Below are 23,400 nucleotides of genomic sequence, written 5' to 3' on the forward strand. Positions count from 1 at the left end.
CGCAGGTGGAGATTCCCATGAAGCTCATCATTGCCGCCGTGGCGCTTGCCACATCCTCCCTGGCTTTGGCCCACAACTGCCCCAACGAAATGAAAGCCATAGACGCCAAGCTGATGACCAACCCCAAGCTGTCGCCCGCCGACATGAGCAAGGTCAAGGAACTGCGCGCCGACGGCGAAAAATTCCACAAGGAAGGCAAGCACGACGACTCGATGAAGGCGCTGGGCAGCGCCAAGAAGATTCTCGGCATCTAAGAACCTGTTCCTGGCCCCGCGATAATTCCCCTGCCGGCCGCCATCATGCGCGGCCTCCAGGAGAAACAGCATGACTTCCTTGACGGGCCTGGGCTACTACCAGGTCGATGTGTTTACCCATGAAGCGCTGGCCGGCAACGGCCTGTCGGTCTTCCTGCCCGAGAGCCCGCTGCCGGCACGTGCAATGCAGCGCCTGGCGGTGGAGATGCGGCAGTTCGAAAGCATCTTCCTCACGCCCGCCGGCCCCGGCCGTCGCTTTGAGGCGCGCATCTTCACGATGGAGGAAGAGCTCGATTTCGCGGGCCATCCCATGCTGGGCGCAGCCGGTCTGCTGCACCACCTGCATGCCGCCGGGCAAGCTTCCGCCGACTGGACCCTGATGCTGGGCACGCGCGCGGTCGCGCTGTCCACCAAGCGGCTGGAGGGTACGGCGGCCACCTACGACGCCCGCATGAACCAGGGCAAGGCCGCGCTGCAGCCGCCGCTGGGCCGTGCCGAAAGCCAGGCCTTTCTGGAGGCGCTCAACCTCGACGCCTCCCAGCTGGACATCCGCTTTCCGCTGCAGGTCGTGTCGACCGGCCTGCCCTACCTGCTGGTGCCCGCTGCCGGCGGCCTGGACCGCGCGCGCGTCGTGCACCCGGCCTTCGAGGCGCTGCTGGCCACGGTGGGCGCCAAGTTCGCCTACGTGTTCGACGTCGCGGCGCGCGAAGGCCGCACCTGGGACAACGCCGGGCTGGTCGAAGACATCGCGACCGGCAGCGCGGCCGGCCCCGTGGGTGCCTATTTGATCCAGCATGGCGTGGCGGCGGCGGGCGAACTCATCACGCTGAAGCAGGGGCGCTTTGTCGGGCGCCCCAGCAAGATCATGGTGCAGGCCGATGCGGCCGGCGACATCATGGTCAGCGGCGGCGTCGTGGTGCTGGCCCGCGGCGAACTGATTTAACGCGGCGCATCCGCAGCAGCGCAAGCTGCGTACCCGCTAAAAGCCTGCTTGCGGCATGATGCGGCAAGGCGTTGGTTTTTTGGCATGGCAGCCGCGCGCGCCGCGGCAACAGAGGAGGCAAGCATGAAGACGCATTCACACCCGGCTCTGGCGCTATGGCGCCGCCTGCTGGCCGCATTCGCGGCGGCCATGCTGCTGTGCGGCGCGGCCCATGCCGACCCGCTGGCACCCGCCGACGAGAAAGGCGTGCGCGCCGCCGTGGAGGGGCAGCTTGCGGCCTTCGCCAGGGACGACGCGGCCAAGGCGTTTTCCTTTGCCGCGCCCAATGTCCGTAAAACGCTGGGAACGGCCCAGGCCTTCATGGCCATGGTGCGACGCGATTACCCGGTGGTGTACCGACCCGCCTCGGTCGCCTTCCTCAAACCCGACGGCAAGGACGACCAGGCGGTCCAGCGCGTGCAGATGGCCGACAGCAGCGGCGTTTCGTGGCTCGCGGTTTACAGCCTGGAACGGCAAAGCAACAAAGCGTGGCGCATCACCGGCTGTGTGGTGGTCGAAAACAGGGGCCGCATGGCCTGAGGCCTGGGCGTTCGCTGGGCACCGTGCCCCGCGCTTCAGGGGAGAGCCGCCGCAGGGTCTTGCCAGCCTGGTGCCGCCGCGTGCAAGTAAGACGTCACCGCGGGCCGCGGTCTCAAGGCAGGAAGCCGATACATGGATTACAGCGGGTTACCGCACGCTTCCCGCCGGCGGCTAAGGTGGTTGGTACTGCTGCGTTGCGGCGCTTCGGAACCCACCCATGAACATGATGCCTGCCAGTCCCTCGCTGGAATTCCCGCGCCTGCCGGTTGAACCGGCTTCCCCATCCCGCAGGCAAGACCTGCCGGCGCCGCACCAGGCGCGCGCGTTTAAAGGCGCCACGGTGCCGCGCGAATCGTCCTTGAAAACCAGGACCTGCTGCCCCGCCTGCCTCTCAAGCTCGCTGGCCGTGGTCTACCAGGAGCCTTACACCGGCCCCGGCATGCAGGCCTATCTGGAGAGGCAGTATGAAGGCCATGCGTCCCGGACGGCCGAGGCGGGCGTTTATACCCTCGCCCGCTGCGAGGACTGCGGCATGGTCTTTCAGCAGCAGGTGCCCGACGACGCCTTGCTGGGCGAGATCTACAACGACTGGGTGCCGGGGACCGAACTGGAGCGCGAACACCGCAACTACAGCCTGGACGAATACCGCTACCTCGCCGAACAGGTGCAGTTCATCATCCAGTACTTCGGGCTGCCGCCCGGCGAGCTGGATGCGCTGGACTTCGGCTTTGGCTGGGCGCACTGGTCCAAGATGGCCATGGGCTTCGGCTGCAATGTCTGGGGCGTGGAGCTTTCCGGGGAGCGCGCCGAGTATGGGAGGTCCGTGGGCTTGCGCGTCGTCGGCCTGGACGACCTGCCGCCCAGGCGCTTTCGTTTCATCAACACCGAGCAGGTCTTCGAACACCTGACCGAACCCCGGCAGGTGCTCGAAAAGCTGCGCGACGCGCTGTCGGGCGATGGCGTCATCAAGATCAGCGTGCCCAATGCAGCGGCCGCGCTGAAAAAAATCGGCCAGGGGAAAAATTTCGGCGCACTATCGGCCGGCGACCAGATGCCGATCGCCCCGCTGGAGCACATCAACGCCTTCAGCCACGACTCGCTGGTTGCCTTCGGAAAAGAGTTTGGCCTCAAGCCGCTGCGGCCCAGCCTTTACCGGCTGTTCAACAGCGCCTCGGGCCTGCTGCAGGCCAGAAACCTGGCACGGGCGATTGCCAGGCCTGTGTACCGGCACATTTTTCCACGCACCACCTTTGTGTACTTTGTGCGGGCCTAAGCCGCACTGAGCGGCGGCAGACAACTCACACACCGCCTGCCGGCTCGGGTAACAGGCAAGGGCATGGACCTCTGCTCTCTGCTCTTATAGATTTGATTACAAATATTTACATATTCCATGCTCGGGTCGCACTCAAGCAGCTCGCATGCTTTTTCATTCTTAAATCTACAAAACCGGGGATTTTTTTGAGTCTATTTCATGAAAAAGTTCCGCTTTTCAAGAATCGTCAACTTGACTTGTCAGGGCCATAAGAGGAGCATATAAAACACTTTGTAACATTTACCAGTCCCGCGAGTAAATGGAACAACACAACGATTTCGGCCCGCGCGGGATAAGGGGAAGCAACATGAACATACGGCACCTATTCGGCCTGCGCGGCCACACAAAACCAGCTCCCGCCAGCACCAGGCCTGCGCATGAGGGCCCCTCCACCATAGAGGACGGCTCCGCCAATGCCTTGCGCCGCCAGTTGATCCAGGTCTTGCTGCAGGACTCCATGCGCCGGCACGGCATTCCGGCCGGGTGGCTGGACTGCCAGATGCTGCTGGTGTCCAGCCGTAGCCGCGGCGAGGGCATGTACCTGCGCATCATCATCAAGCACTGGGACATACGCCTGCTCACCTACGCGCTGGCCTTCCAGAAATCATTGATGGTGGACATCACCCGCTTCGAGCCGCATGCCGATCAGTGGCTGTACGGCATTTCGTGGCAAATAGACTGCGGCGACAGCTGCCCCTACACCTCGCTGCCCGAGCGTCATGTATGGGAAAGCCCCACGGCGCACCCCTTGGCGGCGGGCGGCGATATCAAACAGGACATCGCGCACATCTTCGCGATCCGCGATGCCGACATGCTGGTGCGCGGCGCGGATGCCGCCTATCCCGCCGGCACCTACGACAAGACGCAGCCGCAAAACCTGCGCAGGCACTGAGCCGCAACGGCCCATCGGCCGGCGGCTCAGGGCTCCTCACGGCTCAGTAGCTGCCGATGTAATCCTTCTTGCCCACTTCCACGCCGTTGTGGCGCAGGATGGCATAGGCCGTGGTGGTGTGGAAGAAAAAGTGCGGCAGGCCGTAGTTGAGCAGGTAGGACTGGCCCGTGAAGCGCTTTTCCTTGGGCGTGCCGGCCTGCGTGACGATCTCGCGCACGGCGGCATCGTCGAACTTCGCCGCGCCCAGCCCCTCGATAAAGGCCAATATGGTGTCTATGCGCGCCTGCAACTCGGCAAACGTGGTTTCCTTGTCCTCGATCTTCGGCACTTCGACGCCGGCCAGCCGGGCCGACACGCCCTTGGCGAAGTCGCTGGCCACCTGCACCTGGCGCAGCAGGGGGAACATGTCGGGATAGAGGCGCGCCTGCAGCAGCGCATTGGGGTCTATGTTTTTGGCGGCCGCGTGGGCCTCGGCCTTGGCCAGGACGCCCTTCAGGCCGCCCAGCATCTGCTTGAAGACGGGAATGGAGGTGGTGTACATGCTGCTGGTCATGGGGAAATGCTTTCTGTGAGGAATGAAGAGTGATGGCGCGATGCCGCGAGACGCATTCTCGCCGGCTTCGGTGACGGGCGCAGGCGGCCCGCAAATTCCGCCCAACGTTTTGCGCCTACTCTTACATTTCAGCGCAGCCCTGCTCTTTTATGCTGATGACCGCGTAGGACGCCACCGCAACACGCGCTGCGTTCATGCGGGAAGGCCTAACATCAAAAAGCCACGGCCGCATTCCGCGGCCGGCACTGTCAGCGTGAGGTAGCCATCATGTTCACCCTCCCCAAAACCCTTATCGCCGTGGCGGCCGGAAGTGCCGCGCTGCTGTGCGGCGGCCTGCTCCAGGCACAAACCACAGCCAAGGCCGGCACGACAAGCGCCACCGCAAGCAATCCCGAAGGCGCCCGGCTGGCGGCCAATTACAGCGCCTTTGCCGGCTCCCCGGAAAATGCCCGCGCCCTGGTCGACGGACTTCGCACCAGCACCCCCATCACGCTGGGGCCCAGCCTGACCGGCCCCAACGCGACGGCGCCTGCAGCCAGCCTTTCGCCCGCAACGGGCAAGATGGGCTACGGCAATATCAACATCGCCCTCTCGCTCACCAAAACCTCGCTGGCAAAACAAGGCATCAGCAACCCGACGCCGGCGCAGCTCTCGGCCGCGCTGGGCGGGGTGCTGGGCCAAAGAAGCCAAGGCCTGGGCTGGGGGCAGATCGCCAAAGGCATGGGCGTGACGCTGGGCTCGGTCGTCAGTGCTTCACACACCGACAAGAGCGGCAAGAAAACCGACCATGCCAAAACAGACACCGTCGCCAAAGCCGACATCGCGGGCAAGGGGCTGGGCGCCGGCAAGGACTCTGGCCATGGCGGCGGAAAAGGCAATGGCAATGGCAATGGCGCCGGTAATGGCGGCGGCAATGCGGGTGGAAACGGTGGCGGCAATGGAGGAGGCGGCGGTGGTGGCGGCGGAAGAAAGTAAGGCTGCCGCCATTCCTTAAGCCCTTGACTTCCCGTCCCGCAACCCTGCGGGCAACCAGCGCCGCCGGAGTCCTCGGATTCCGGCGGCTTTTTTATTTCGGCCGGCGCACGCCCTACGGCAGAACGGCGCATGCGCGCGGCGCGCCGCAAAATAGTATGCTGTCATACAATTTTCCGCCGCCCCGCCCGTCCTTTTAAAGGTCTTGCCATGAACGCCCCCCTCCCCAGCTCCGCCCGTCAGTCCATCCAGGCCGCCGACCTCGCCGCCCTGCCGCTGATTGAAAAATGGGTGTCCTTTGCCTCCGTCTCGCGCGACAGCAACCTGCCCCTGCTGGACTGGACGCAGGCGCGGCTCGAAGCGCTGGGTATCGAATGCCGCCGCACTTATGACGACAGCGGCAAGAAAGCCAACCTCTGGGCCACGCTGCCCGCGGAAAACGGCGAAACCAAAACAGGCGGCCTGGTGCTCTCGGGCCATACCGACGTGGTGCCGGTGGACGGCCAGCCCTGGGACACCGACCCCTTTGCCGCGCAGGTCATAGGCGACAAGCTCTACGGCCGCGGCGTGACCGACATGAAAAGCTACGGCGCGACCGCCCTCATGATGGTGCCCGAGCTGCTCAAGCGCAAACTCAAGCGTCCGGTGCACCTGGCCTTCAGCTACGACGAGGAAGTCGGCTGCATAGGCGTGCGCCGCATGATCGCCGACATGGTGGAGCAAGGCTACAAACCCGCAGGCTGCATCGTCGGCGAGCCCACCGGCATGCAGGTGGTGATCGCGCACAAGGGCAAGCATGCCTACAAAACCTCGGTGCGCGGCTTCGAGGCGCATTCTTCGCTGACACCGCTGGGCGTCAACGCGGTGGAGATCGCCTGCGAGTTCGTCGCCCACCTCAAGTCCATGCACCGCCGCCTGGTGGCACAGGGCCCCTTCGACCCTGTCTACGACGTGCCGCACACCACCATACACACCGGCGTGATCGCCGGCGGCACCGCGCTCAACATCATCCCGCGCGACTGCGACGTGACCTGGGAGATCCGCCACCACCACATGAATTCGCCGGTCGAGCTGTTCAACGAAGCCAAGGCCTTTGCCGACAGCCTGGTGCCGGCCATGCAGGCCGTGGCGGCAGACACCGGCATCAGCCACAAGCTCAACTCGGTGCTGCCGGGTTTCGCGACGGACGCCGGCAGCGAGATCGCGCAGCTGTGCTTCCAATGCGCGGACGTGGATGCCGCTTCAGGCGCCGGCAAGGTGTCCTTTGGCACGGAAGCTGCATTGTTCCACCAGGCCGGTGTGCCGACCATCGTATGCGGCCCCGGCCACATCGCGCAGGCGCACCAGCCCAACGAATGGGTCACGCTGGACCAGCTCGCCTGGTGCGAACGCTTTATGCGCCGCCTGGCCGACGAGATCTGCGTGAACTGAAAACCCGACCCGCAAAAACAAGCACAAGCACCCCTCACCGAAAGAAAACATTCATGATGCAACGCCGAGATTTCCTGGGCACCGGCCTGGCCCTGGCCACGGGCAGCGCCCTCGCCCAGTCCAACACCAAGATCGTGCGCATCGTGGTGCCCTTCGCGGCGGGCGGCGTGCAAGACTTGCTGGCGCGCGCCATGTCTACCGAGCTGGGTACGGCGCTGGGCCAGACAGTCATCATCGAGAACCGGCCGGGCGCGGGCGGCACGGTGGGCACGGGCTATGTCGCCAAGTCGGCGCCCGACAGCGGCACCATGGTGCTGGGCGCCGCCAGCCACAACATCGCCGGCTCGCTGTACACCAAGCTTAGCTACGACCCGCAAAAAGACTTCGCGCCCATGGCGCACATAGGCACGGCCGACTACGTGCTGATGATCCATCCCGACGTGCCCGCCAAAACCGCCGCCGAATACATCCGCTATGCCAAGGCCAACCCCGGCAAGCTCAACTACGCGACCGCCGGCATTGGCAGCGCCACCCACCTTTCCATGGCCTACTTCAACGGCCTGGCCGGCATCGATGTGGTGCATGTGCCGCTCAAGGCCACGGGCGAGGCAATCAACGAAGTGATCTCGGGCCGCGCACAGGCCGTGATCGCAGCCAGCATAGGCGCGCTGGCATTCGCCAGGGACAGCCGCATACGCCTGATAGGCGTGACCTCGCCCAAACGCTCCAAATATCTGCCCGAGGTGCCCACCATCGCCGAAAGCGGCCTGCCCGGTTACCAGTTTGATTCCTGGTTCGGGCTGCTGGGCCCCGCCGCCACGCCGGCGGCCGAGATCAACCGCGTCAACGCGGCCATGGCCAAGGTCCTCAAGGACCCGGTGGTGCTGGAACGCCTGGACAAGCAGGGGATTGAACCGCTGGCCATGAGCAATGCCGACTTCGCCAGGCTGCTGGCGGTCGACTACAAACGCATGGCGGAAGTCGTGAGGGCTTCAGGCGCAAAGGTCGAATAGACAGCGAAGTGGCGCCCTGGGTGACAGGCACAGTCCGCCGAAGCGTGGCATGATAAATGCGTCATCCGTTCGCTATTTGAAAGTCGCTTCATGCGGCTTTTTGTTTGCGGGGAGCACGAGACGCCTGACCAAAGGCGCAGTTGCGATGAAAGCCTGATACATGACATGGTCCCTCATCGCGCGCGATTCATCGGGCGCGTTTGGCGTGGCGGTTGCCAGCAAATTTTTTGCCGTGGGCGCGCTGTGCCCGCACGCCCGCAGCGGTGTGGGCGCCCTGGCCACGCAGGCGCTGGTCAACCCCCTGTATGCCGCACCGGCGCTGGACGGCCTGGCCTTCGGCCAGTCTCCCGACTACATCATCAAACGCCTGACCTCGGCCGACGAAGGCCGTGAGCACCGCCAGCTGCACCTGATAGGCGCAAGCGGCGAAGCCGCAGCCTACACCGGCAGCGCCTGCATAGACTGGTGCGGCCACAGGGCCGGCGCTGGCTATTCGGTCGCCGGCAACATGCTGGCCGGGCCGCAGGTGATTGAAGCCACCGCCCTGGCCTACGAGGCCAATGCCGGACTGCCGTTTGCCGAACGACTGATCACCGCGCTCGCTGCCGGTGAAGCCGCGGGCGGCGACAAGCGCGGCAAGCAGGCCGCGGCCCTGCTGGTCTTCACCACCGAAGACTACTGCGCGCTGGACATACGCGTGGACGACCACGCCGAACCCCTGCAGGAACTACGCCGCCTTTACGACAAAAGCCTGGAGCGCTACCAGCCCTTCAGCACCTGCCTGCCCTCGCGGCGCAGCCCGGCAGGCGTCACCGACCGCGCGGTGATCGAGGCCGAGATCACGCGCTTTCACGCCCGGCGCAGCGGAGCCGCCGAATGACGGCTTTGCTGGAAGTCAGCGGCCTGCGCACCAGCTTCAAGCTCGAAGGCGGCGGTGAATTCGCCGCGGTGGACGGCATCAGTTTTTCGGTGGAATCCGGCCGTACGCTGGGCATCGTCGGCGAGTCGGGCTGCGGCAAGAGCGTGACCTCGCTGTCCATCATGGGCCTGCTGCCCAAGGGCCAGGGCCGCATCTCGGCGGGCTCCATCCACTTTGAAGGCACCGACCTGGCCACGCTGGGGCCCGAAGCCATGCGCGCGCTGCGCGGCAACCGCATGGCCATGATCTTCCAGGAGCCCATGACCTCGCTGAACCCCGCCTTCACGATAGGCGACCAGCTCATCGAGGGCATACGCTGCCACCGGGACATCAGCGAGGCAGAAGCCAGGGCCCACGCCATCGACATGCTGCGCCGCGTGCGCATCCCCTCGCCCGAGCAGCGCATCGACGAATACCCGCACAAGCTCTCGGGCGGCATGCGCCAGCGCGTAATGATCGCCATGGCCCTGGCCTGCGAGCCGCGGCTGCTGATTGCCGATGAGCCGACCACCGCGCTGGACGTCACCATCCAGGCCCAGGTGCTGGACCTGATGCGCACGCTGCGCGAGGAAACCGGCACCGCCATCATCCTGATCACCCACGACCTGGGCGTGATCGCCGAACTGGCCGACGACGTCGCCGTGATGTATTCCGGCAGGATCGTGGAGCGCGCGCCCGTGGCCCGGCTGTTCGCCGAGCCGCAGCACCCTTACACCATAGGGCTGCTGGGCTCCATCCCCAAACTGCACCTGGCGCAGGAGCGGCTCAACGCCATCGAAGGCCAGGTGCCCACGCCCATGACACCCATGGACGGTTGCCGCTTCGCGCCGCGCTGCCCCTTCGCCGTCGACAAGTGTTTGCAGGAGGTGCCGCCTTTGATGGACGTGGGTGAGGGCCACGAGGCCGCCTGCTGGCGCGCGCCGCTGGAAGCGGACGCGTCAACCCGGCGCGCCACGCATGCCCTGCCCAGCGAGGTGACGCCGTGAGCACGCTGCTGAAAGTCGAAAACCTGGTCAAGCATTTCCCGGTGCGCTCGCACCTGTTCAGCCGCTCCAAAGCGGTCGTGCACGCGGTCGACGGGCTGAACTTCGAGCTGAGCGCCGGCGAAACCATGGCGCTGGTGGGCGAGTCGGGCTGCGGCAAGTCCACCGTGGGCCGCCTCGTGCTGCGGCTGCTGGACGCGACCTCGGGCCGGGTCTGGTTTGACGGCGAGGACCTGATGGCGCTGCCGGCCGGCCGCCTGCGCGCCAAGCGCCGCGAGCTGCAGATGATTTTCCAGGACCCGTATTCCTCGCTGAACCCGCGCATGACGGTGGAGCAGGCCCTGGCCGAACCGCTGGCCCTGCACGGCCTGGCGCGCGGGCGGCACCGCGAGCGCGCCGCCGAGCTGCTGGACCTGGTCGGCCTGGCGCCGCAATACCTGCAGCGCTATCCGCATGAGTTTTCCGGCGGGCAGCGCCAGCGCATAGGCATTGCGCGCGCGCTGGCGGTCGAGCCGCGGCTCATCGTCTGCGATGAGGCGGTGTCGGCGCTGGACGTGTCCATCCAGGCGCAGGTGGTCAACCTGCTGCAGGATCTGCAGCGGCGCCTGGGCCTGGCTTATGTGTTCATCGCGCACGATCTCGCGGTGGTCAAACACATCGCCTCGCACGTGGCCGTGATGTACCTCGGGCAGATCGTCGAATACGCCGACAAGCAAAGCCTGTTCGCGCAGCCGCGCCATCCGTATACGCAGGCCCTGCTGTCGGCGATCCCGGTACCCGAACCCGGCCTCAAGCGCGAGCGCACGCTGCTGCAGGGCGACGTACCCAACCCCATCACCCCGCCTTCGGGCTGCCGCTTCAGGACGCGCTGCCCGCATGCGCGCGAGCGCTGCGCCGAGGAAGAGCCCGCGCTGCGTTCCCAGGGCGGCCACGCCGTGGCCTGCCATTTCTGGGAAGAGATCAAGGCGCCGACCGGCATCACGGGCGGGGCCGTCGTGAACGAGAGGCTGCTCCGGCTCCAGGCGGCTTTTCATGCGCAAGCGGCCTGATGGAGACCATGATGTTCACCCCTGGCTCATCAATCCCCGGCGCAAGGCAGCCACCCACACCACCGACAACCCCAATCGACAACCGTGAAGGAACAACCATGAGCAAGAAAATCCTGCTGAGCCTGGCGCTGGCCGCCACCGCCTGCGTGGCGCAGGCCCAAACCCTGCGCATAGGCCTGGCCGAAGACCCGGACGTGCTGGACCCGACGCTGGCGCGCAGCTTCGTGAGCCGCATTGTGTTCTCCTCGCTGTGCGACAAACTGGTCGACATCGATGAAAAACTCAACATCGTGCCGCAGCTGGCCACCTCCTACCAGTGGTCGGCCGACAACAAGTCGCTCACCATGAAGCTGCGCAGCGGCGTGACCTTCCATGACGGCGAGAAGTTCGACGCGGCCGCGGTGAAGTTCAACATAGACCGCCACAAAAACCTCGCGGGCTCGAACCGCCGCGGCGAACTCGCGCCCGTGACCACGGTGGACGTGGTCGACGACCTGACCGTGAAGATCAACCTGAGCGCGCCCTTCTCACCGCTGCTCAGCGTGCTGGCCGACCGCGCCGGCATGATGGTCTCGCCCAAGGCGGCGCAGGCCGCGCCCACCAACTTCGGCACCAAACCGGTGTGCTCGGGCCCCTTCAAGTTCACCGAGCGCGTGGCGCAGGACCGCATCGTGCTGGAGCGCTATGCCGGCTACTGGGACAAGGCCAACATCCACTTCGACAAGGTCGTGTTCCTGCCCATCGTGGACGCCACCGTGCGCCTGGCCAACCTGCGCTCCGGCCAGCTGGACTTCATCGAGCGCGTGGCGCCGTCCGACATCGCCTCCATCAAAGCCGACAAAAAGCTGGCCTTCTCGCGCATTACCGAGCTGGGCTACCAGGGCATCACCATCAATACCGGCAAGAGCGACCAGGCGCAAAAGAACCCGCTGGGCCGCGACCCGCGCGTGCGCGAGGCCTTTGAGCTGTCGCTGGACCGCGCGGGCATCGTGCAGGTCGCGATGGACGGCGAAGCCACGCCGGGCAACCAGTGGGTGCCGCCCGCCAACAGCTTCTACGCCAGGAACGTGCCCATTCCCAAGCGCGACATCGCGCGCGCCAAACAGTTGCTGAAGGAAGCGGGTGTGCCCAACCCCAGCTTCACGCTGATGACGCCCACCACGTCCGATGCCCAGCGCGTGGCCCAGGTGGTGCAGGCCATGGCCAAGGAGGCCGGCTTTGACGTGAAGATACAGTCCACCGAATTCGCGACCTCGCTGAACCTGGCCGACAAGGGCCAGTACGACGCCTATGTGCTGGCCTGGAGCGGCCGCGCCGACCCGGATGGCAACCTGTTCAGCTTCTACGGCTGCAAGCAGCCGCTGAACTACAGCGGCGAATGCCGGCCGCAATGGGACGAGTTGCTGAACCGCTCGCGCAACACGCTGGACACCGCCGGCCGCATCAAGGTTTTCGCCACCCTGGCCGCCGAAGCCGAGAAGGTCAAGCCCGTGATTTACCTGTTCCACCGCAACTGGCTGTGGGCCTACAACAAGAAGATCACCGGCATGCGCACCGTGCCTGACGGCCTGGTGCGGCCCCAGGGCCTGAAGATGTAAAGACGTAACGAGATAAAGCAGGCAGCCATCACCTTTTATGCTCCAGTACTTTCTCAGGCGGCTTGCCGCGATCATCCCGACGGTGTTCTTCGTCACCGTCATCATCTTCGGGCTGCAGCAACTGCTGCCCGGTGATGCCGCGTCGGTCCTGGCCGGCGAAAACCAGGACCCCGAGGTGATCGCTTACCTGCAAAAGAAGATGCACCTCGACGAGCCGTTGCCCATGCGCTACGCCTACTGGATTTCCGGCGTGTTCCACGGTGACCTCGGCGAATCCATGCGCATCCAGCAGCCGGTGCTGGGCCTGATCAAGGAAAAGCTGCCGGTCACCCTGCAGCTGGCGGCCATGGCCATGGTCATCGCGCTCCTCATTGGCATCCCGGCCGGCATTGTCTCGGCCGTGGGCAAGGACTCGGCCTGGGACTACCTGGCCAATGTCATCGCGCTGTGGGGCCTGTCCACGCCCAACTTCTGGTTGGGTATTTTGATGATCCTGGTGTTCTCGGTGCAGCTGGGCTGGCTGCCGGCCTCGGGCTACGTCAGCCCTTTTGAGGACCTCGGGGCCAACCTGGCGGCCATGATCATGCCGGCTTTTGTGCTGGGCAATGCGATTGCCGCCGTTCTCATGCGCCACACGCGCAGTGCCATGCTGCAGGTGCTCAATGCCGACTATGTGCGCACCGCGCGCGCCAAGGGTTTGAACGAGCGCCGTGTAGTGCTCAAGCACGCGCTGCGCAACGCCCTCACGCCCATCATCACGCTGGGCGCGCTCGAGTTCGGCACGCTGCTGTCGGGCGCGGTGCTGACCGAGCAGGTGTTTTCGATTCCCGGTTTCGGCAAGCTGATCGTGGACGCGGTGTTCAACCGCGACTACGCGGTCGTGCAGGGCGTGGTGCTGTTCACCTCCAGCGTCTACATCCTGCTCAACCTGCTGGCCGACCTGGCCTACTTCGTGGTCAACCCGCGGTTGAGGGGCTAAGGCATGAGCGCAGTCCTTTCCGCCGCCGTTCCGCGCGAGGCCACGCCGGCGCGCCGCGCGCTGCGCCGCCTGATGCGGCGGCGCGGCGCCATGCTGGGCCTGGCCATCGTGGTGATTTTTGTGGTGCTGGCGCTGTTCGCACCGTGGATCGCGCCCCACGACCCTATCGCCACCAGCTGGAGCGCGGTGCGCAAGCCGCCCAGCATGCAATACCTGTTCGGCACCGACGAAATCGGCCGCGACGTGCTGTCGCGCGTGGTGTGGGGGGCGCGTGCCTCGCTGCTGGCGGGCCTGGTGTCGGTCAGCATATCAATGGCACTGGGCGTGCCCATAGGCCTGCTGGCGGCTTACGTAGGCGGCTGGACGGACAGCCTGATCTCGCGCTTTACCGACGCCATGCTGGCCGTGCCCTTTTTGATCCTGGCCATCGCGCTGGCCGCCTTCCTGGGCCCGAGCCTGAGCAACGCGATGATTGCCATCGGCGTGTCGGCCACGCCCATCTTCATACGCCTGACGCGCGCCCAGGTGCTGGCCATGAAGGTGGAAGATTTTGTCGAAGCGGCGCGCGCCGTGGGCAACCCGCACTGGCGCATCGCGCTGCGCCACATCCTGCCCAATGTGCTGCCGCCGCTGATCGTGCAGGCCTCGCTCGCAATTGCCGCGGCCATCATCGCCGAGGCCAGCCTGTCCTTCCTGGGCCTGGGCCAGCAGCCGCCGGCGCCCAGCTGGGGCAGCATGCTTAACACCGCCAAGAATTACGTGGACAATGCACCTTGGATGGCGATCTGGCCGGGCCTTTCCATTTTTTTGCTGGTGCTGTCCTTTAACTTGCTGGGGGACGGACTGCGCGACGCGCTGGACCCCAAGCACAAATAATTCGCGCCGCAAGGCACCCACTTCCTCATTGACCATGCCGACTTTCGACGCCCTCCACTACCCTTACGCCTCCCGCCGCAACGTGGTCTATGCCAACAAAGGCATGGTTGCCACCTCGCAGCCGCTGGCCGCGCAGGCAGGCCTGCAGGTGCTGCAGGCCGGCGGCAACGCGATCGACGCGGCGATCGCCACGGCCACCGCGCTCACTTTGGTCGAGCCCAACGCCAACGGCATAGGCGGCGATACCTTCGCGCTGGTCTGGCACGGCGGCAAGCTGCACGGCCTCAACGCCAGCGGCCCGGCGCCGCGCGGCATGACCCTCGAAAAACTGACCAGCCAGGGCCTGACCCACGTGCCCAAGTACGGTCCGCTGCCGGTGACCGTGCCGGGCACGCCGGCCGCCTGGGCCGCGCTGGCGCAGCGCTTCGGCCGCCTGCCGCTGACCACCTCAATGGCGAGCGCCATTGACCTGGCACGCGAGGGTTTTCCGGTCTCGCCCACCGTGGCGTCCGCCTGGCGGCAGGCCACGGCGCTGTTCCGTGAAAAATTCAAGGAACCGTACTTCAAATCCTGGTTCGACACCTTCGCACCTGAACGCGCGCCGCAACCGGGCGAGCTCTGGCGTTCCGCCGCGCATGCAGACACCCTGCAGTCGATTGCCGACACGGCCGCCGAAAGTTTTTACCGCGGCCCGCTGGCTGAGCGCATCGCGGCCTTTGTGCAGTCGGCCGGCGGTTACCTGGCAAAGGAAGACCTGGCCGCCTTCCAGGTCGACTGGTGCGACCCGATCAGCGCCAACTACCGCGGCTACGATGTCTGGGAAATCCCGCCCAACGGCCACGGCCTGGTGGCCTTGGTGGCGCTCAACATCCTCAAGGGCTTTGAGTTCAGCGAGCGCGACAGCCTGCGCACCCACCACCTGCAAATCGAGGCCATGAAGCTGGCTTTTGCCGACGGCCTGGCGCACATCGCGGACCCGGCGCACATGCGTGTCTCGGTGGCCGATCTGCTGTCGGACGCCTATGCGGCCGAGCGCCGCGCGCTGATAGGTGCGCGCGCCCTGCAGCCCATGCCGGGCGAGCCTTCGCGCGGCGGCACGGTCTACCTGAGCACGGCCGACGGCGAAGGCAATATGGTCTCGCTGATCCAGAGCAACTACATGGGCTTCGGCTCGGGCATGGTGGTGCCGGGCACCGGCATCGCGCTGCACAACCGCGGCAACAATTTTTCGCTGGACGCCAAACACCCCAACTGCCTGGCGCCGGGCAAGCGGCCTTACCACACGATCATCCCCGGCTTTTTGACCAAGGACGGCAAAGCGGTCGGCCCCTTCGGCGTGATGGGCGGCTTCATGCAGCCGCAAGGCCATGTGCAGATGGTGATGAACACCGTGGACTTCGGCCTGAACCCGCAGGCCTCGCTGGACGCGCCGCGCTGGGAGTGGGAAAGCGGCAAGCGCGTGAGCATTGAACGATCGACGCCAGAACACCTTTTCCACGGCCTCGCGGGCCTGGGCCATGAGGTGGTGTGGTCCGGCAACCGCATGGGCTTCGGCCGCGGGCAGATCATCTGGCGCAATGCCGACGGCGTGCTTTGCGGCGGCACTGAGCCGCGAGCGGATGGTGCCATCGCGGCCTGGTAAAGCCCGGCGCTTACCTGAGCGCCAGGCCCGCCGTGCTGCCCAGGTACTGCTCGAGTACCGCCAGCTCGGCCAGCGTGGGCGCACCCTTGCCCGCAATGACGGCATACAGATTGCCGCGGAAGCCTTCGCGCGGGTAATAGCTGATATACCCGCAGCCCATCAGCATCTGGGTAAAGGCGCTGGGCGCGAAGGTCGCGGCGGCGCTGCCGATTTCGGCGGAATTAAGGCGCAGCTTCTGCGCCCCCGCCACCGATGCCAGCGCCAGCACCGCAGGCGTATTGACCGCCAGCCTGCTTGGGGCCAGCAACTGCACCGTCTGGCCTTTTGAGTCAATCCACCTGGCGCGCGGCTGGCCGTTGAGAAAGCCCAGCTCCGAGGTCTGCGGGTCTTCCGTCTTGGAGGCCTGGAACACCACGCCGGTGTTGGTAGCCGCCGGAACGCTCAGGGCCGCGATGGCGAAATGCGCGTCCTCGAGGTTATAGGGCACGCGGTTGCGCGGGTTGGGTTGAACGCCGGCCACGCGGCCGGATTTTTTGCACCAGAAGCCGAAGGACTCGGGCACGCTGTGGTCGGAGTTCTTCTTGCCATTGGTCACGCGCATCACCGGCACCGACATCGGCCCCGTGGCGCCGCCGTCCTTGTTCATCCAGTTGATCATCTCCATGGCATTGCCAGGGCTGGAGCCATAGCCCGAATCCGATACGGCGCGCACCACCTGGCCGGCCGCGGCCGGCGCGCCCAGCAGGTAGTCGGTGTAGCCGTCGGTCAGCTCCCACTTGCAGGCGCCGTACTTCGCGACGATGGCCAGCGCGGCATCGGCGAGGCTGGTCGCGGCATAGGCCACGGGGTCGGTGAGCGAAAACACCTTGCGCGGCGGCGGCACCTGGCCTGAGAGCTGCCCGTCGCTGGTGTAGCTCAGCGTGGCGACCTGGTTGGCCGCGGGCGTGTAGGTGAAGCTGTCCTGCCCGTTGGCGCCGGCCGGAATCGTCAGGCGTGACTTGCTCAGTGTGCCGCCCTTGTTGGAGGCCACCGTGAGCACCACCGGCTGGGCCAGGTTGCCGCGCGCATAGACGGTGATGGTGAGCGGCGTGCCCGCCGGCGCATAACCCGGTCCATCGTCGTACAGCGTCGCCTGCACAATGCCCGAAGCGGCCTTGAGCACGCCCGAGACCGACGGCTCCAGTGTCTTGTTCTGGTGCCAGCCGGGAACGTGGTTGATGGCGTAGTTGCGGATGGGCCAGTGGTTGCCGCCCATCCAGGTGAAGACCTCGCAGCCCGACTGCGCGGCATAGACCGCCGCCTGCGCGAACATGGCCTCCCAGCGCGGGTCGTCGATGGGCATGCCGACCTCGGTGAGCGCCAGCTTCACACCCTTGGCCTTGGCCCAGTCGACCGCGATCTTGAGGCGGTCCGCGCCGGTGGAGACTTGGATGGCACCCGTGCCGAAACCGGCGCTGTAGTTTTTGGCGACCTCGGTGTCGTAGTCAAAAAAAGCGCCGTTGCTGAAGGCGTCCAGGTACATATGGACTTCATAGACCAGGTTGCTGCCCGACAACGGAAAGCCGGGATTTTTGGTGCCTATGTACATGGCCGAGTCGTACAGGTTGCCCGCCACGTAAATGGGATTGACGGTATCCACGGCGCGTATGGCCTGGATGGCGGCCTGCGCGAAGGTGGGCCATATCGTGAGGTCTTCGCCGCCCTTCACCGCTTCCTCGTTCGATGCAATGACGCCACCGGGCTTGGGCATGTCGTGCGGCTCGTTCATCAGGCCGTAACCGCCAAAACCCGGGTGGTTCTTCCACTTGGTCGCCGCGCGTGTCCAGAAGTCGGTGAAGTTCGCAATCTTGAGCGTCGCGCCCGGCGCCAACGAAAAAATTCGCGACTGGATCTGCACCCCGTCGGTCGTGTAGGGCCTCAAAGGAGCGGGCGGCACGGTCAGGCCTATAACCGAGCCGTCGGGCTGGAAGCGGAAATCCTGGTAGCGGCCATAGTTGTGGTTGTCGATGATGCAACGCGTGCCTGCCGCAGCATGCGCGTCAAGCACGCCGGTGATAAAGGCCTCATAGCCCGCGTGGAAGGCGCCCGGGTTGCCTATGGCCGCCTTGGCAGCCGCATTGGCCAACGTGTCGTGCAGCATGGGCTGCAGCAGCTCCCACTGGATGGGCAACCGGTTCTTGACGAAACCGCAGGCCGCCAGGTAGGCCACATCGGCCTTGCGCGGCACGGTGAAATGCAGGTTGGGCGCCGAACTCGTGTTGGCCCGCAAGCCGGGCTTGGCCCACTCCATGCCCGAGAGATTGGTGCCCATGGCGGGCATGCCGGCCGCGGCGCGCGCCACGGCAGCCTGCGCCTGGCGGCTCACGGCGAGAGGGCCCAGGGCCGCAAGGGCGCCCGCGGCCAGGACAGCCTGTGAAAATTCGCGTCTTTGCATGAAAATCCTTTCCTGAAGCGTTCAGGTTAAGGCCCAATTCAGCGCTTCATTACAGTTTGACGCAGCACTGAGGGGCTGCTTACATTTCAGGTCCGTTCGGCCCTGTCAGGCCTGACAGGGCACCCGCTTGGGCCACATCCAGGGCCACCCGTCAGCGCGACTGCCCGAGGTCGGCGACAATAGCGCCAGGTATTTTTTTGCAGCCACGGCAGCGGTCCTGGCAGCTTTCACAAAACCGCTTTCGTGCAAGGGCCAAGCCCTCGGTTTTTTAACGCACAGGCGGCCTGATCCACTTCCTTTTTTCATGACCAAAAGTTTCTACCGGGCAGCCCTGGTGCTGGGTTTGCTGTCCGCCATCGGCCCCTTCGCCATCGACATGTATTTGCCCGCTCTGCCCTCCATAGGGCAGACGCTGGGCGCCTCCATGGGCGCGGTGCAGGCCAGCCTGATGGCCTTCTTCATCTCGCTGGGCATAGGCCAGATTGTTTACGGCCCGGTGTCCGACATGGTGGGCCGCAAGGCGCCGCTGTATTTCGGCCTGCTGCTGTTTGCCGCGGGCAGCATAGGCTGCGCGCTGGCGCCGGACATTCACACGCTGGTGGTGCTGCGCTTCGTCCAGGGCCTGGGCGCCTGCGCCGGCATGGTGGTGCCGCGCGCCGTGGTGCGCGACCTGCACACCGGCCACGACGCGGCGCGGCTGATGTCGCTACTGATGCTGGTCTTCAGCGTCTCGCCCATCCTGGCGCCGCTGGCCGGCAGCCTGTTGATCGAGTCCTTCGGCTGGCGCAGCGTGTTCTGGGCCGTCACCGTGGCCGCCGCCGCCGGCCTGCTGCTGGTGGGCTTCACCCTGCCCGAGACACGCCCGCCCGAGCAGCGCGTGCACAGCAGCTTCGGCAGCGCGATCAAGGCCTACGGCGTGCTGCTGCGGGACCGCCATTTCATGGGCCTGGTGTTCATAGGCGCTTTCGGCATCTCGAGTTTCTTCGCCTACCTGGCCAACTCATCCTTTGTGCTGATAGACCACTACGGCCTCACGCCGCGCCAGTACAGCATCGCATTCGCGGTCAACGCGGCCTCCTTCATCGGCGTCTCGCAGTTCACCGGCAAACTGGCGGCACGCTTCGGCCTGGTGCCCATCGTGAAGGTGGCGGTCACGGGCTATGCGGCCGTGATGGCGCTGCTGCTGGTCGTCAACCTGGCCGGCATTGAACGGCTGGACGTGATGATTGCCCTGCTGCTGGTGGGCTACGGCTTCCTGGGCCTGGTGGTGCCGACCACCGCCGTGCTCGCGCTCGAAGAGCACGGCGCGATTGCCGGAACGGCCTCGGCCCTGATGGGCACCCTGCAGTTCGTGACCGGCGCGCTGGTGATGGCGACGGTCGGCGTGTTTGCCGACGGCACGGCCCTGCCCATGGTGGCAGGCATTGCGGGCTGCGCGCTGCTGGCTTATGCGATGGCGCGCGGCACGCTGGGCGGTGTGCGCGGCGCTCCTGCCCCAGTTCGTTAAGCCTGCATGCGCAGACGGCGCGCCGCTTCCTCGGCGCGAGCGTCGTCAATCTCGCCCATCACCGCGCCCAGGTTGACCGGCCCGGTCTTGTGCGCAAAGCGGCCGGTCAGCACCGTCTCGGGCTGCAGCACGCCGCGCTGGTAGAGGTCCCAGATCTCGCTGCCGTAATCCGTCTGCAACAGCTCGGGCGCGAAGCAGCCGAAAAAGCCGCGCAGGTTGGCCACGTCGCGCAGCAACATGCGGCCCGCATGGTTGTTGCCGGCCGCGTCCACTGCCTGCGGCAAATCGATGATCACTGGACCGGGCTGCCCATCGGTCACGCCCAGCAGGATGTTGAATTCCGACAAATCGCCGTGCACGACACCAGCGCACAACATGCGCACCACTTCCGTGAGCAAGGTGGCGTGGTGCAGGCGCGCGTCTTCGGGCGTGAATTCCACGTCGTTCAAACGCGGCGCGGCGTCGCCGTGCTCGTCGGTCACCAGTTCCATCAGCAGCACGCCGTCGCAAAAATTATGCGGTTTAGGCACGCGCACGCCGGCCGCGGCCAGCCGGTAAAGCGCGTCGACCTCGGCGCTTTGCCAAGCGGCCTCGGTCGCCTGCCGGCCGAAGCGCGTGCCCTTGGCCATGGCGCGCGCCTGGCGCGTGTTCTTGACCTTGCGGTTTTCGGTGTAGTCCACCGCCTGGCGGAAACTGCGCTCGGTGGCGTCCTTGTAGACCTTGGCGCAGCGCGTATCGTCGCCGCAGCGCACCACGTACACCATGGCCTCCTTGCCGCTCATCAGTTGCCGTACCACGGTATCGATCAGGCCTTCTTCGAGCAGCGACTGCAGCCTCTTGGGTGTTTTCATGGAAGCCATTTTGCGCCCAGGCGCTGAAGCGCCAAAAAAGCCCACCCGTTTGGCCAGGCGGGCTCGCGTGCGGCGAAGCTTGATCAGTTACTGAGTGGTCACGGTGTAAACGGCACCGTGCGGGATTGGCGGACTTGTGGTTCAGGCCGTTTCGGGCACGCGCGGGTGCGCTACAGGCTGTTCAAGGCCGCCACTGCGCAGCGCCTGCGCCAGCCAGGCCTCCACCAGCACCGGGTCATTGACGGTCTTGATCGCCTGGTAAGCCGCTTCCGCTTCCGGGAAACGCCGCCGCAAAAAATTCAGCCACTGCTTGAGCCGCCCCGCCCGCGCGCGCGGTTCAATCCTTGAGCAGACGATGCGCCAGAAATCGGCGACCAGCGGCAGCAAGTCCGGCCAGTCCACGGCGGCCTGCATGCCCTGCCTGTCCGCCTTGATCGCCAGGCCGAGGCCCGGGTCGCGCACCGCGCCGCGTCCGATCATCAACGTGTCGCAACCTGAGAGCTCGCGGCAGCGCCGCGCGTCCTCCACCGTCCAGATCTCGCCGTTGGCCACAACCGGAATCTTCACTGCGGCGCGTATGTCGGCAATACGCTCCCAGTAAGCCGGCGGCCTGTAGGCCTGGGCCTTGGTGCGGCCGTGCACCACCAGCTCGCCCGCACCACCCGCTTCTATCGCCAGCGCGCATTCGACAGCGCGTGTGTCGTCGTCATAGCCCAGGCGCATCTTGGCCGATACCGGCATGTGCGCCGGCACCGCGCGGCGCACCGCACCGACCACCGCCGTCAGGGTTTCGGGTTCCCTGAGCAGCGAGGCCCCGCCGCCATGGCGGTTGACGACGGCCGCCGGGCAGCCGAAGTTGAGGTCTATGCCGGCCGGCCCCAGGCCCGCAAGCCGCGCGGCGTTCTCGGCCATGCAGCCCGGGTCGGAGCCCAGCAGCTGCGCGCGCACCGGCACGCCGGCCAGCGTGCGGCCGCCGTGGTGCAACTCGGGCACGATGCGCAAGAACACGCGCTCAGGCAGCAACTGGTCGGTGATGCGGATGAATTCGGAGACGCAGCGGTCAATGCCGCCTACCCGCGTGAGGATGTCACGCAGCACAAAGTCCAGCAGCCCTTCCATGGGGGCCAGCAAGACGGTGTCGCGTGCTTCAGCGTTCATCGCACCCCAAAGCTCCAGGGCTTATTTGGCGGCCAATCGCCACAAGGAAGTGACTTCCGCCGCGCGCGCCGCGTGCAGCGCGTCGCTGGCATCCGAAGCCTTGGGGTGATGCGGCTGCGCGTCCAGCCGATCGATCACCTTGAGGCCGGCAGCGTCTATCGCGGCGAGCAACCAGGGGCGCGTGCGCAGACCCAGGTGCTCGGCAATGTCCGACAGGATCAGCCAGCCCTCACCCTTGGGCTCCAGGTGCGCCGCCAGGCCATTCAGAAAGCCCAGCAGCATGCGGCTGTCTTCGTCATATACAGCATGCTCGATCGGTGAGCCGGGGCGTGCGGGCAACCAGGGCGGGTTGCAAACAATGATGTGCGCCTTGCCTTCGGGAAACAGGTTGGCCTCACGCACTTCAATCTGCGGAAAGCCCAGCCGTTTGAGGTTGTCACGCGCGCAGGCCAGCGCGCGCGGGTCCTGGTCGGTCGCAATCACGCGCTGCACGCCGCTGCGCAGCGCCAGCACGGCGGCGAGCACGCCGGTGCCGGTGCCGATATCAAAGCCCAGCAGGTCGTCAGTACCCTCGGGCACGGGCGCCTGGGCCACCAGATCGATGTATTCGCCGCGCACCGGCGAGAAAACGCCGTAATGCGGATGGATGCGGTTGTGCGGGCCTTCTTCGCCAAGAGCGGGGATGGGTACGCCCTTGCGCCGCCATTCGTGCGAACTGATGAAACCCATCAGCTCACGCAGCGACGCCACGGAAGAACCGTTTCCTTCTTTGGCCGTTCCCCACGCTTCGGAGCAAGCCTTCTTGGCGTCCGGCGCGCGGCGCAGAGGAATGCTGTAGTCCGCGTCAAACGGGATCAACACCATGCCGAGCACACGGGCGCGCTGCGCCTGGGCCTGGCGGTGCAGGTGAAAGGCTTCGGGGAAAACGGGCGCCGCAGCCACCGGTGCAGCGGCAGCTTCACCGGGTTTCATGTCTTTAACGCGCTTCTCGCGCTTGGGTTTGGCGGGCTTGTCGACACGCCGCGCCAGGGCCTGCAGCAGCAAACGCGCATTCTGGAAGTCACCGCGCCAGAGCAGGCCCGTGCCTTCGCAGGCCAGCCGGTAAGCAGTATCAGCTGCCATGCTGTCGTCGGCAACCACCACCTTTTTGGGCGGGTTCGCACCCCGCTCGGAGCGCCAGCGCGCAGAACGCGCTTCACCGCCCTCTGTCCAGTGAATAAGGGGGGCAGCGCCGGCAGTGGCTGGGCTGGAGGTCGTTGGGGTCGTGGTCATCAGAGGGGCGTCAAAAGAGCGAAAAGCGCCGAAGCGAACCGACTGTTTTAACAGATGGGCCTTCAAACGCCTCACGCAGGGCTGATTAGCCAGGCTCCCCCGCCGCGCCGCCACCTGATTTTTACAAGCCAAATCGGGCTCTAGCCCAATACCCACTTTGAAAAATAGCTATCAAATTAATAG

General features: G+C 65.8%; 21 protein-coding genes. 16 read left to right on the forward strand and 5 right to left on the reverse strand.

Annotated features, from left to right (window positions below; translation table 11 throughout):
• Positions 1 to 17: 17 nt before the first annotated feature.
• The 5 genes from ACEN8I_RS22485 to ACEN8I_RS22505 all read left to right on the forward strand — a co-directional run bounded on the left by ACEN8I_RS22485 (position 18) and on the right by ACEN8I_RS22505 (position 3,980).
• The gene (locus ACEN8I_RS22485; RefSeq protein ID WP_413330853.1) at positions 18 to 254 is read left to right on the forward strand and encodes a hypothetical protein; all 237 of its coding nucleotides are present in this window, start codon (positions 18 to 20) and stop codon (positions 252 to 254) included.
• A gap of 70 nt (positions 255 to 324) precedes the next feature.
• The gene (locus ACEN8I_RS22490; protein WP_413330854.1) at positions 325 to 1,197 is read left to right on the forward strand and encodes a PhzF family phenazine biosynthesis protein; all 873 of its coding nucleotides are present in this window, start codon (positions 325 to 327) and stop codon (positions 1,195 to 1,197) included.
• A gap of 123 nt (positions 1,198 to 1,320) precedes the next feature.
• Positions 1,321 to 1,776, forward strand: a complete 456-nt coding sequence (locus tag ACEN8I_RS22495; RefSeq protein ID WP_413330855.1) for a DUF4864 domain-containing protein — start codon at positions 1,321 to 1,323, stop codon at positions 1,774 to 1,776.
• Positions 1,777 to 1,993: 217 nt separating this feature from the next.
• Positions 1,994 to 3,049, forward strand: a complete 1,056-nt coding sequence (locus tag ACEN8I_RS22500) for a class I SAM-dependent methyltransferase (protein ID WP_413330856.1) — start codon at positions 1,994 to 1,996, stop codon at positions 3,047 to 3,049.
• A 346-nt stretch (positions 3,050 to 3,395) separates the two neighbouring features.
• Positions 3,396 to 3,980, forward strand: coding sequence for a hypothetical protein (locus tag ACEN8I_RS22505; RefSeq protein ID WP_413330857.1), 585 nt, complete (start codon positions 3,396 to 3,398; stop codon positions 3,978 to 3,980).
• Between the two features lie 43 nt (positions 3,981 to 4,023).
• On the opposite strand, the gene ACEN8I_RS22510 is transcribed toward ACEN8I_RS22505, so the two are convergent.
• Complete coding sequence (locus tag ACEN8I_RS22510) at positions 4,024 to 4,533, reverse strand: DUF1993 domain-containing protein (protein ID WP_413330858.1); 510 nt, start codon at positions 4,531 to 4,533, stop codon at positions 4,024 to 4,026.
• A 267-nt stretch (positions 4,534 to 4,800) separates the two neighbouring features.
• Here ACEN8I_RS22510 and ACEN8I_RS22515 point away from each other — a divergent pair, with 267 nt between their 5' ends.
• The 10 genes from ACEN8I_RS22515 to ACEN8I_RS22560 all read left to right on the forward strand — a co-directional run bounded on the left by ACEN8I_RS22515 (position 4,801) and on the right by ACEN8I_RS22560 (position 15,995).
• A complete protein-coding gene (locus ACEN8I_RS22515) occupies positions 4,801 to 5,508 on the forward strand; it encodes a hypothetical protein (RefSeq protein ID WP_413330859.1) in 708 nt (235 codons plus the stop codon).
• Positions 5,509 to 5,715: 207 nt separating this feature from the next.
• A complete protein-coding gene (gene argE, locus ACEN8I_RS22520) occupies positions 5,716 to 6,936 on the forward strand; it encodes an acetylornithine deacetylase (RefSeq protein WP_413330861.1) in 1,221 nt (406 codons plus the stop codon).
• Positions 6,937 to 6,989: 53 nt separating this feature from the next.
• On the forward strand, positions 6,990 to 7,949 hold the full coding sequence (locus ACEN8I_RS22525; RefSeq protein WP_413330862.1) for a tripartite tricarboxylate transporter substrate binding protein: 960 nt from the start codon (positions 6,990 to 6,992) through the stop codon (positions 7,947 to 7,949).
• A 160-nt stretch (positions 7,950 to 8,109) separates the two neighbouring features.
• Positions 8,110 to 8,829, forward strand: a complete 720-nt coding sequence (locus ACEN8I_RS22530) for a DUF1028 domain-containing protein (RefSeq protein WP_413330863.1) — start codon at positions 8,110 to 8,112, stop codon at positions 8,827 to 8,829.
• The gene (locus ACEN8I_RS22535) at positions 8,826 to 9,854 is read left to right on the forward strand and encodes an ABC transporter ATP-binding protein (protein ID WP_413330865.1); all 1,029 of its coding nucleotides are present in this window, start codon (positions 8,826 to 8,828) and stop codon (positions 9,852 to 9,854) included. The genes ACEN8I_RS22530 and ACEN8I_RS22535 overlap by 4 nt, the downstream gene beginning before the upstream one ends.
• A complete protein-coding gene (locus tag ACEN8I_RS22540; protein ID WP_413330866.1) occupies positions 9,851 to 10,900 on the forward strand; it encodes an ABC transporter ATP-binding protein in 1,050 nt (349 codons plus the stop codon). The genes ACEN8I_RS22535 and ACEN8I_RS22540 overlap by 4 nt, the downstream gene beginning before the upstream one ends.
• A 98-nt stretch (positions 10,901 to 10,998) precedes the next feature.
• The gene (locus tag ACEN8I_RS22545) at positions 10,999 to 12,498 is read left to right on the forward strand and encodes an ABC transporter substrate-binding protein (RefSeq protein WP_413330867.1); all 1,500 of its coding nucleotides are present in this window, start codon (positions 10,999 to 11,001) and stop codon (positions 12,496 to 12,498) included.
• A 37-nt stretch (positions 12,499 to 12,535) separates the two neighbouring features.
• On the forward strand, positions 12,536 to 13,477 hold the full coding sequence (locus ACEN8I_RS22550) for an ABC transporter permease (RefSeq protein ID WP_413330868.1): 942 nt from the start codon (positions 12,536 to 12,538) through the stop codon (positions 13,475 to 13,477).
• A gap of 3 nt (positions 13,478 to 13,480) precedes the next feature.
• Entirely contained in the window at positions 13,481 to 14,353 is an 873-nt protein-coding gene (locus ACEN8I_RS22555; RefSeq protein WP_413330869.1) for an ABC transporter permease, read from the forward strand.
• A gap of 34 nt (positions 14,354 to 14,387) precedes the next feature.
• The gene (locus ACEN8I_RS22560) at positions 14,388 to 15,995 is read left to right on the forward strand and encodes a gamma-glutamyltransferase family protein (protein WP_413330870.1); all 1,608 of its coding nucleotides are present in this window, start codon (positions 14,388 to 14,390) and stop codon (positions 15,993 to 15,995) included.
• 10 nt (positions 15,996 to 16,005) lie between these two features.
• Here the strand turns inward: ACEN8I_RS22560 and ACEN8I_RS22565 are convergent, their stop codons facing one another.
• Positions 16,006 to 18,429 (reverse strand): cellulase family glycosylhydrolase, encoded by a 2,424-nt coding sequence (locus tag ACEN8I_RS22565; protein WP_413330871.1) that lies wholly within the window; start codon positions 18,427 to 18,429, stop codon positions 16,006 to 16,008.
• A gap of 304 nt (positions 18,430 to 18,733) precedes the next feature.
• Between ACEN8I_RS22565 and ACEN8I_RS22570 the strand changes: the two genes are divergently transcribed.
• A complete protein-coding gene (locus ACEN8I_RS22570) occupies positions 18,734 to 19,936 on the forward strand; it encodes a multidrug effflux MFS transporter (RefSeq protein ID WP_413330872.1) in 1,203 nt (400 codons plus the stop codon).
• Here ACEN8I_RS22570 and ACEN8I_RS22575 read toward each other — a convergent pair.
• The 3 genes from ACEN8I_RS22575 to ACEN8I_RS22585 form a co-directional block, all read right to left on the reverse strand.
• A complete protein-coding gene (locus tag ACEN8I_RS22575) occupies positions 19,933 to 20,787 on the reverse strand; it encodes a PA4780 family RIO1-like protein kinase (RefSeq protein WP_413330873.1) in 855 nt (284 codons plus the stop codon). The genes ACEN8I_RS22570 and ACEN8I_RS22575 overlap by 4 nt on opposite strands.
• 141 nt (positions 20,788 to 20,928) lie before the next feature.
• Positions 20,929 to 21,945 (reverse strand): tRNA dihydrouridine synthase, encoded by a 1,017-nt coding sequence (locus tag ACEN8I_RS22580; RefSeq protein WP_413330874.1) that lies wholly within the window; start codon positions 21,943 to 21,945, stop codon positions 20,929 to 20,931.
• Between the two features lie 21 nt (positions 21,946 to 21,966).
• Positions 21,967 to 23,217: a methyltransferase gene (locus tag ACEN8I_RS22585; RefSeq protein WP_413330875.1), complete on the reverse strand. Its 1,251-nt coding sequence runs from the start codon at positions 23,215 to 23,217 to the stop codon at positions 21,967 to 21,969.
• Between the last annotated feature and the right edge of the window lie 183 nt (positions 23,218 to 23,400).

The organism is Polaromonas sp. CT11-55, from assembly GCF_047303325.1.
GTDB lineage: Bacteria > Pseudomonadota > Gammaproteobacteria > Burkholderiales > Burkholderiaceae_C > Polaromonas.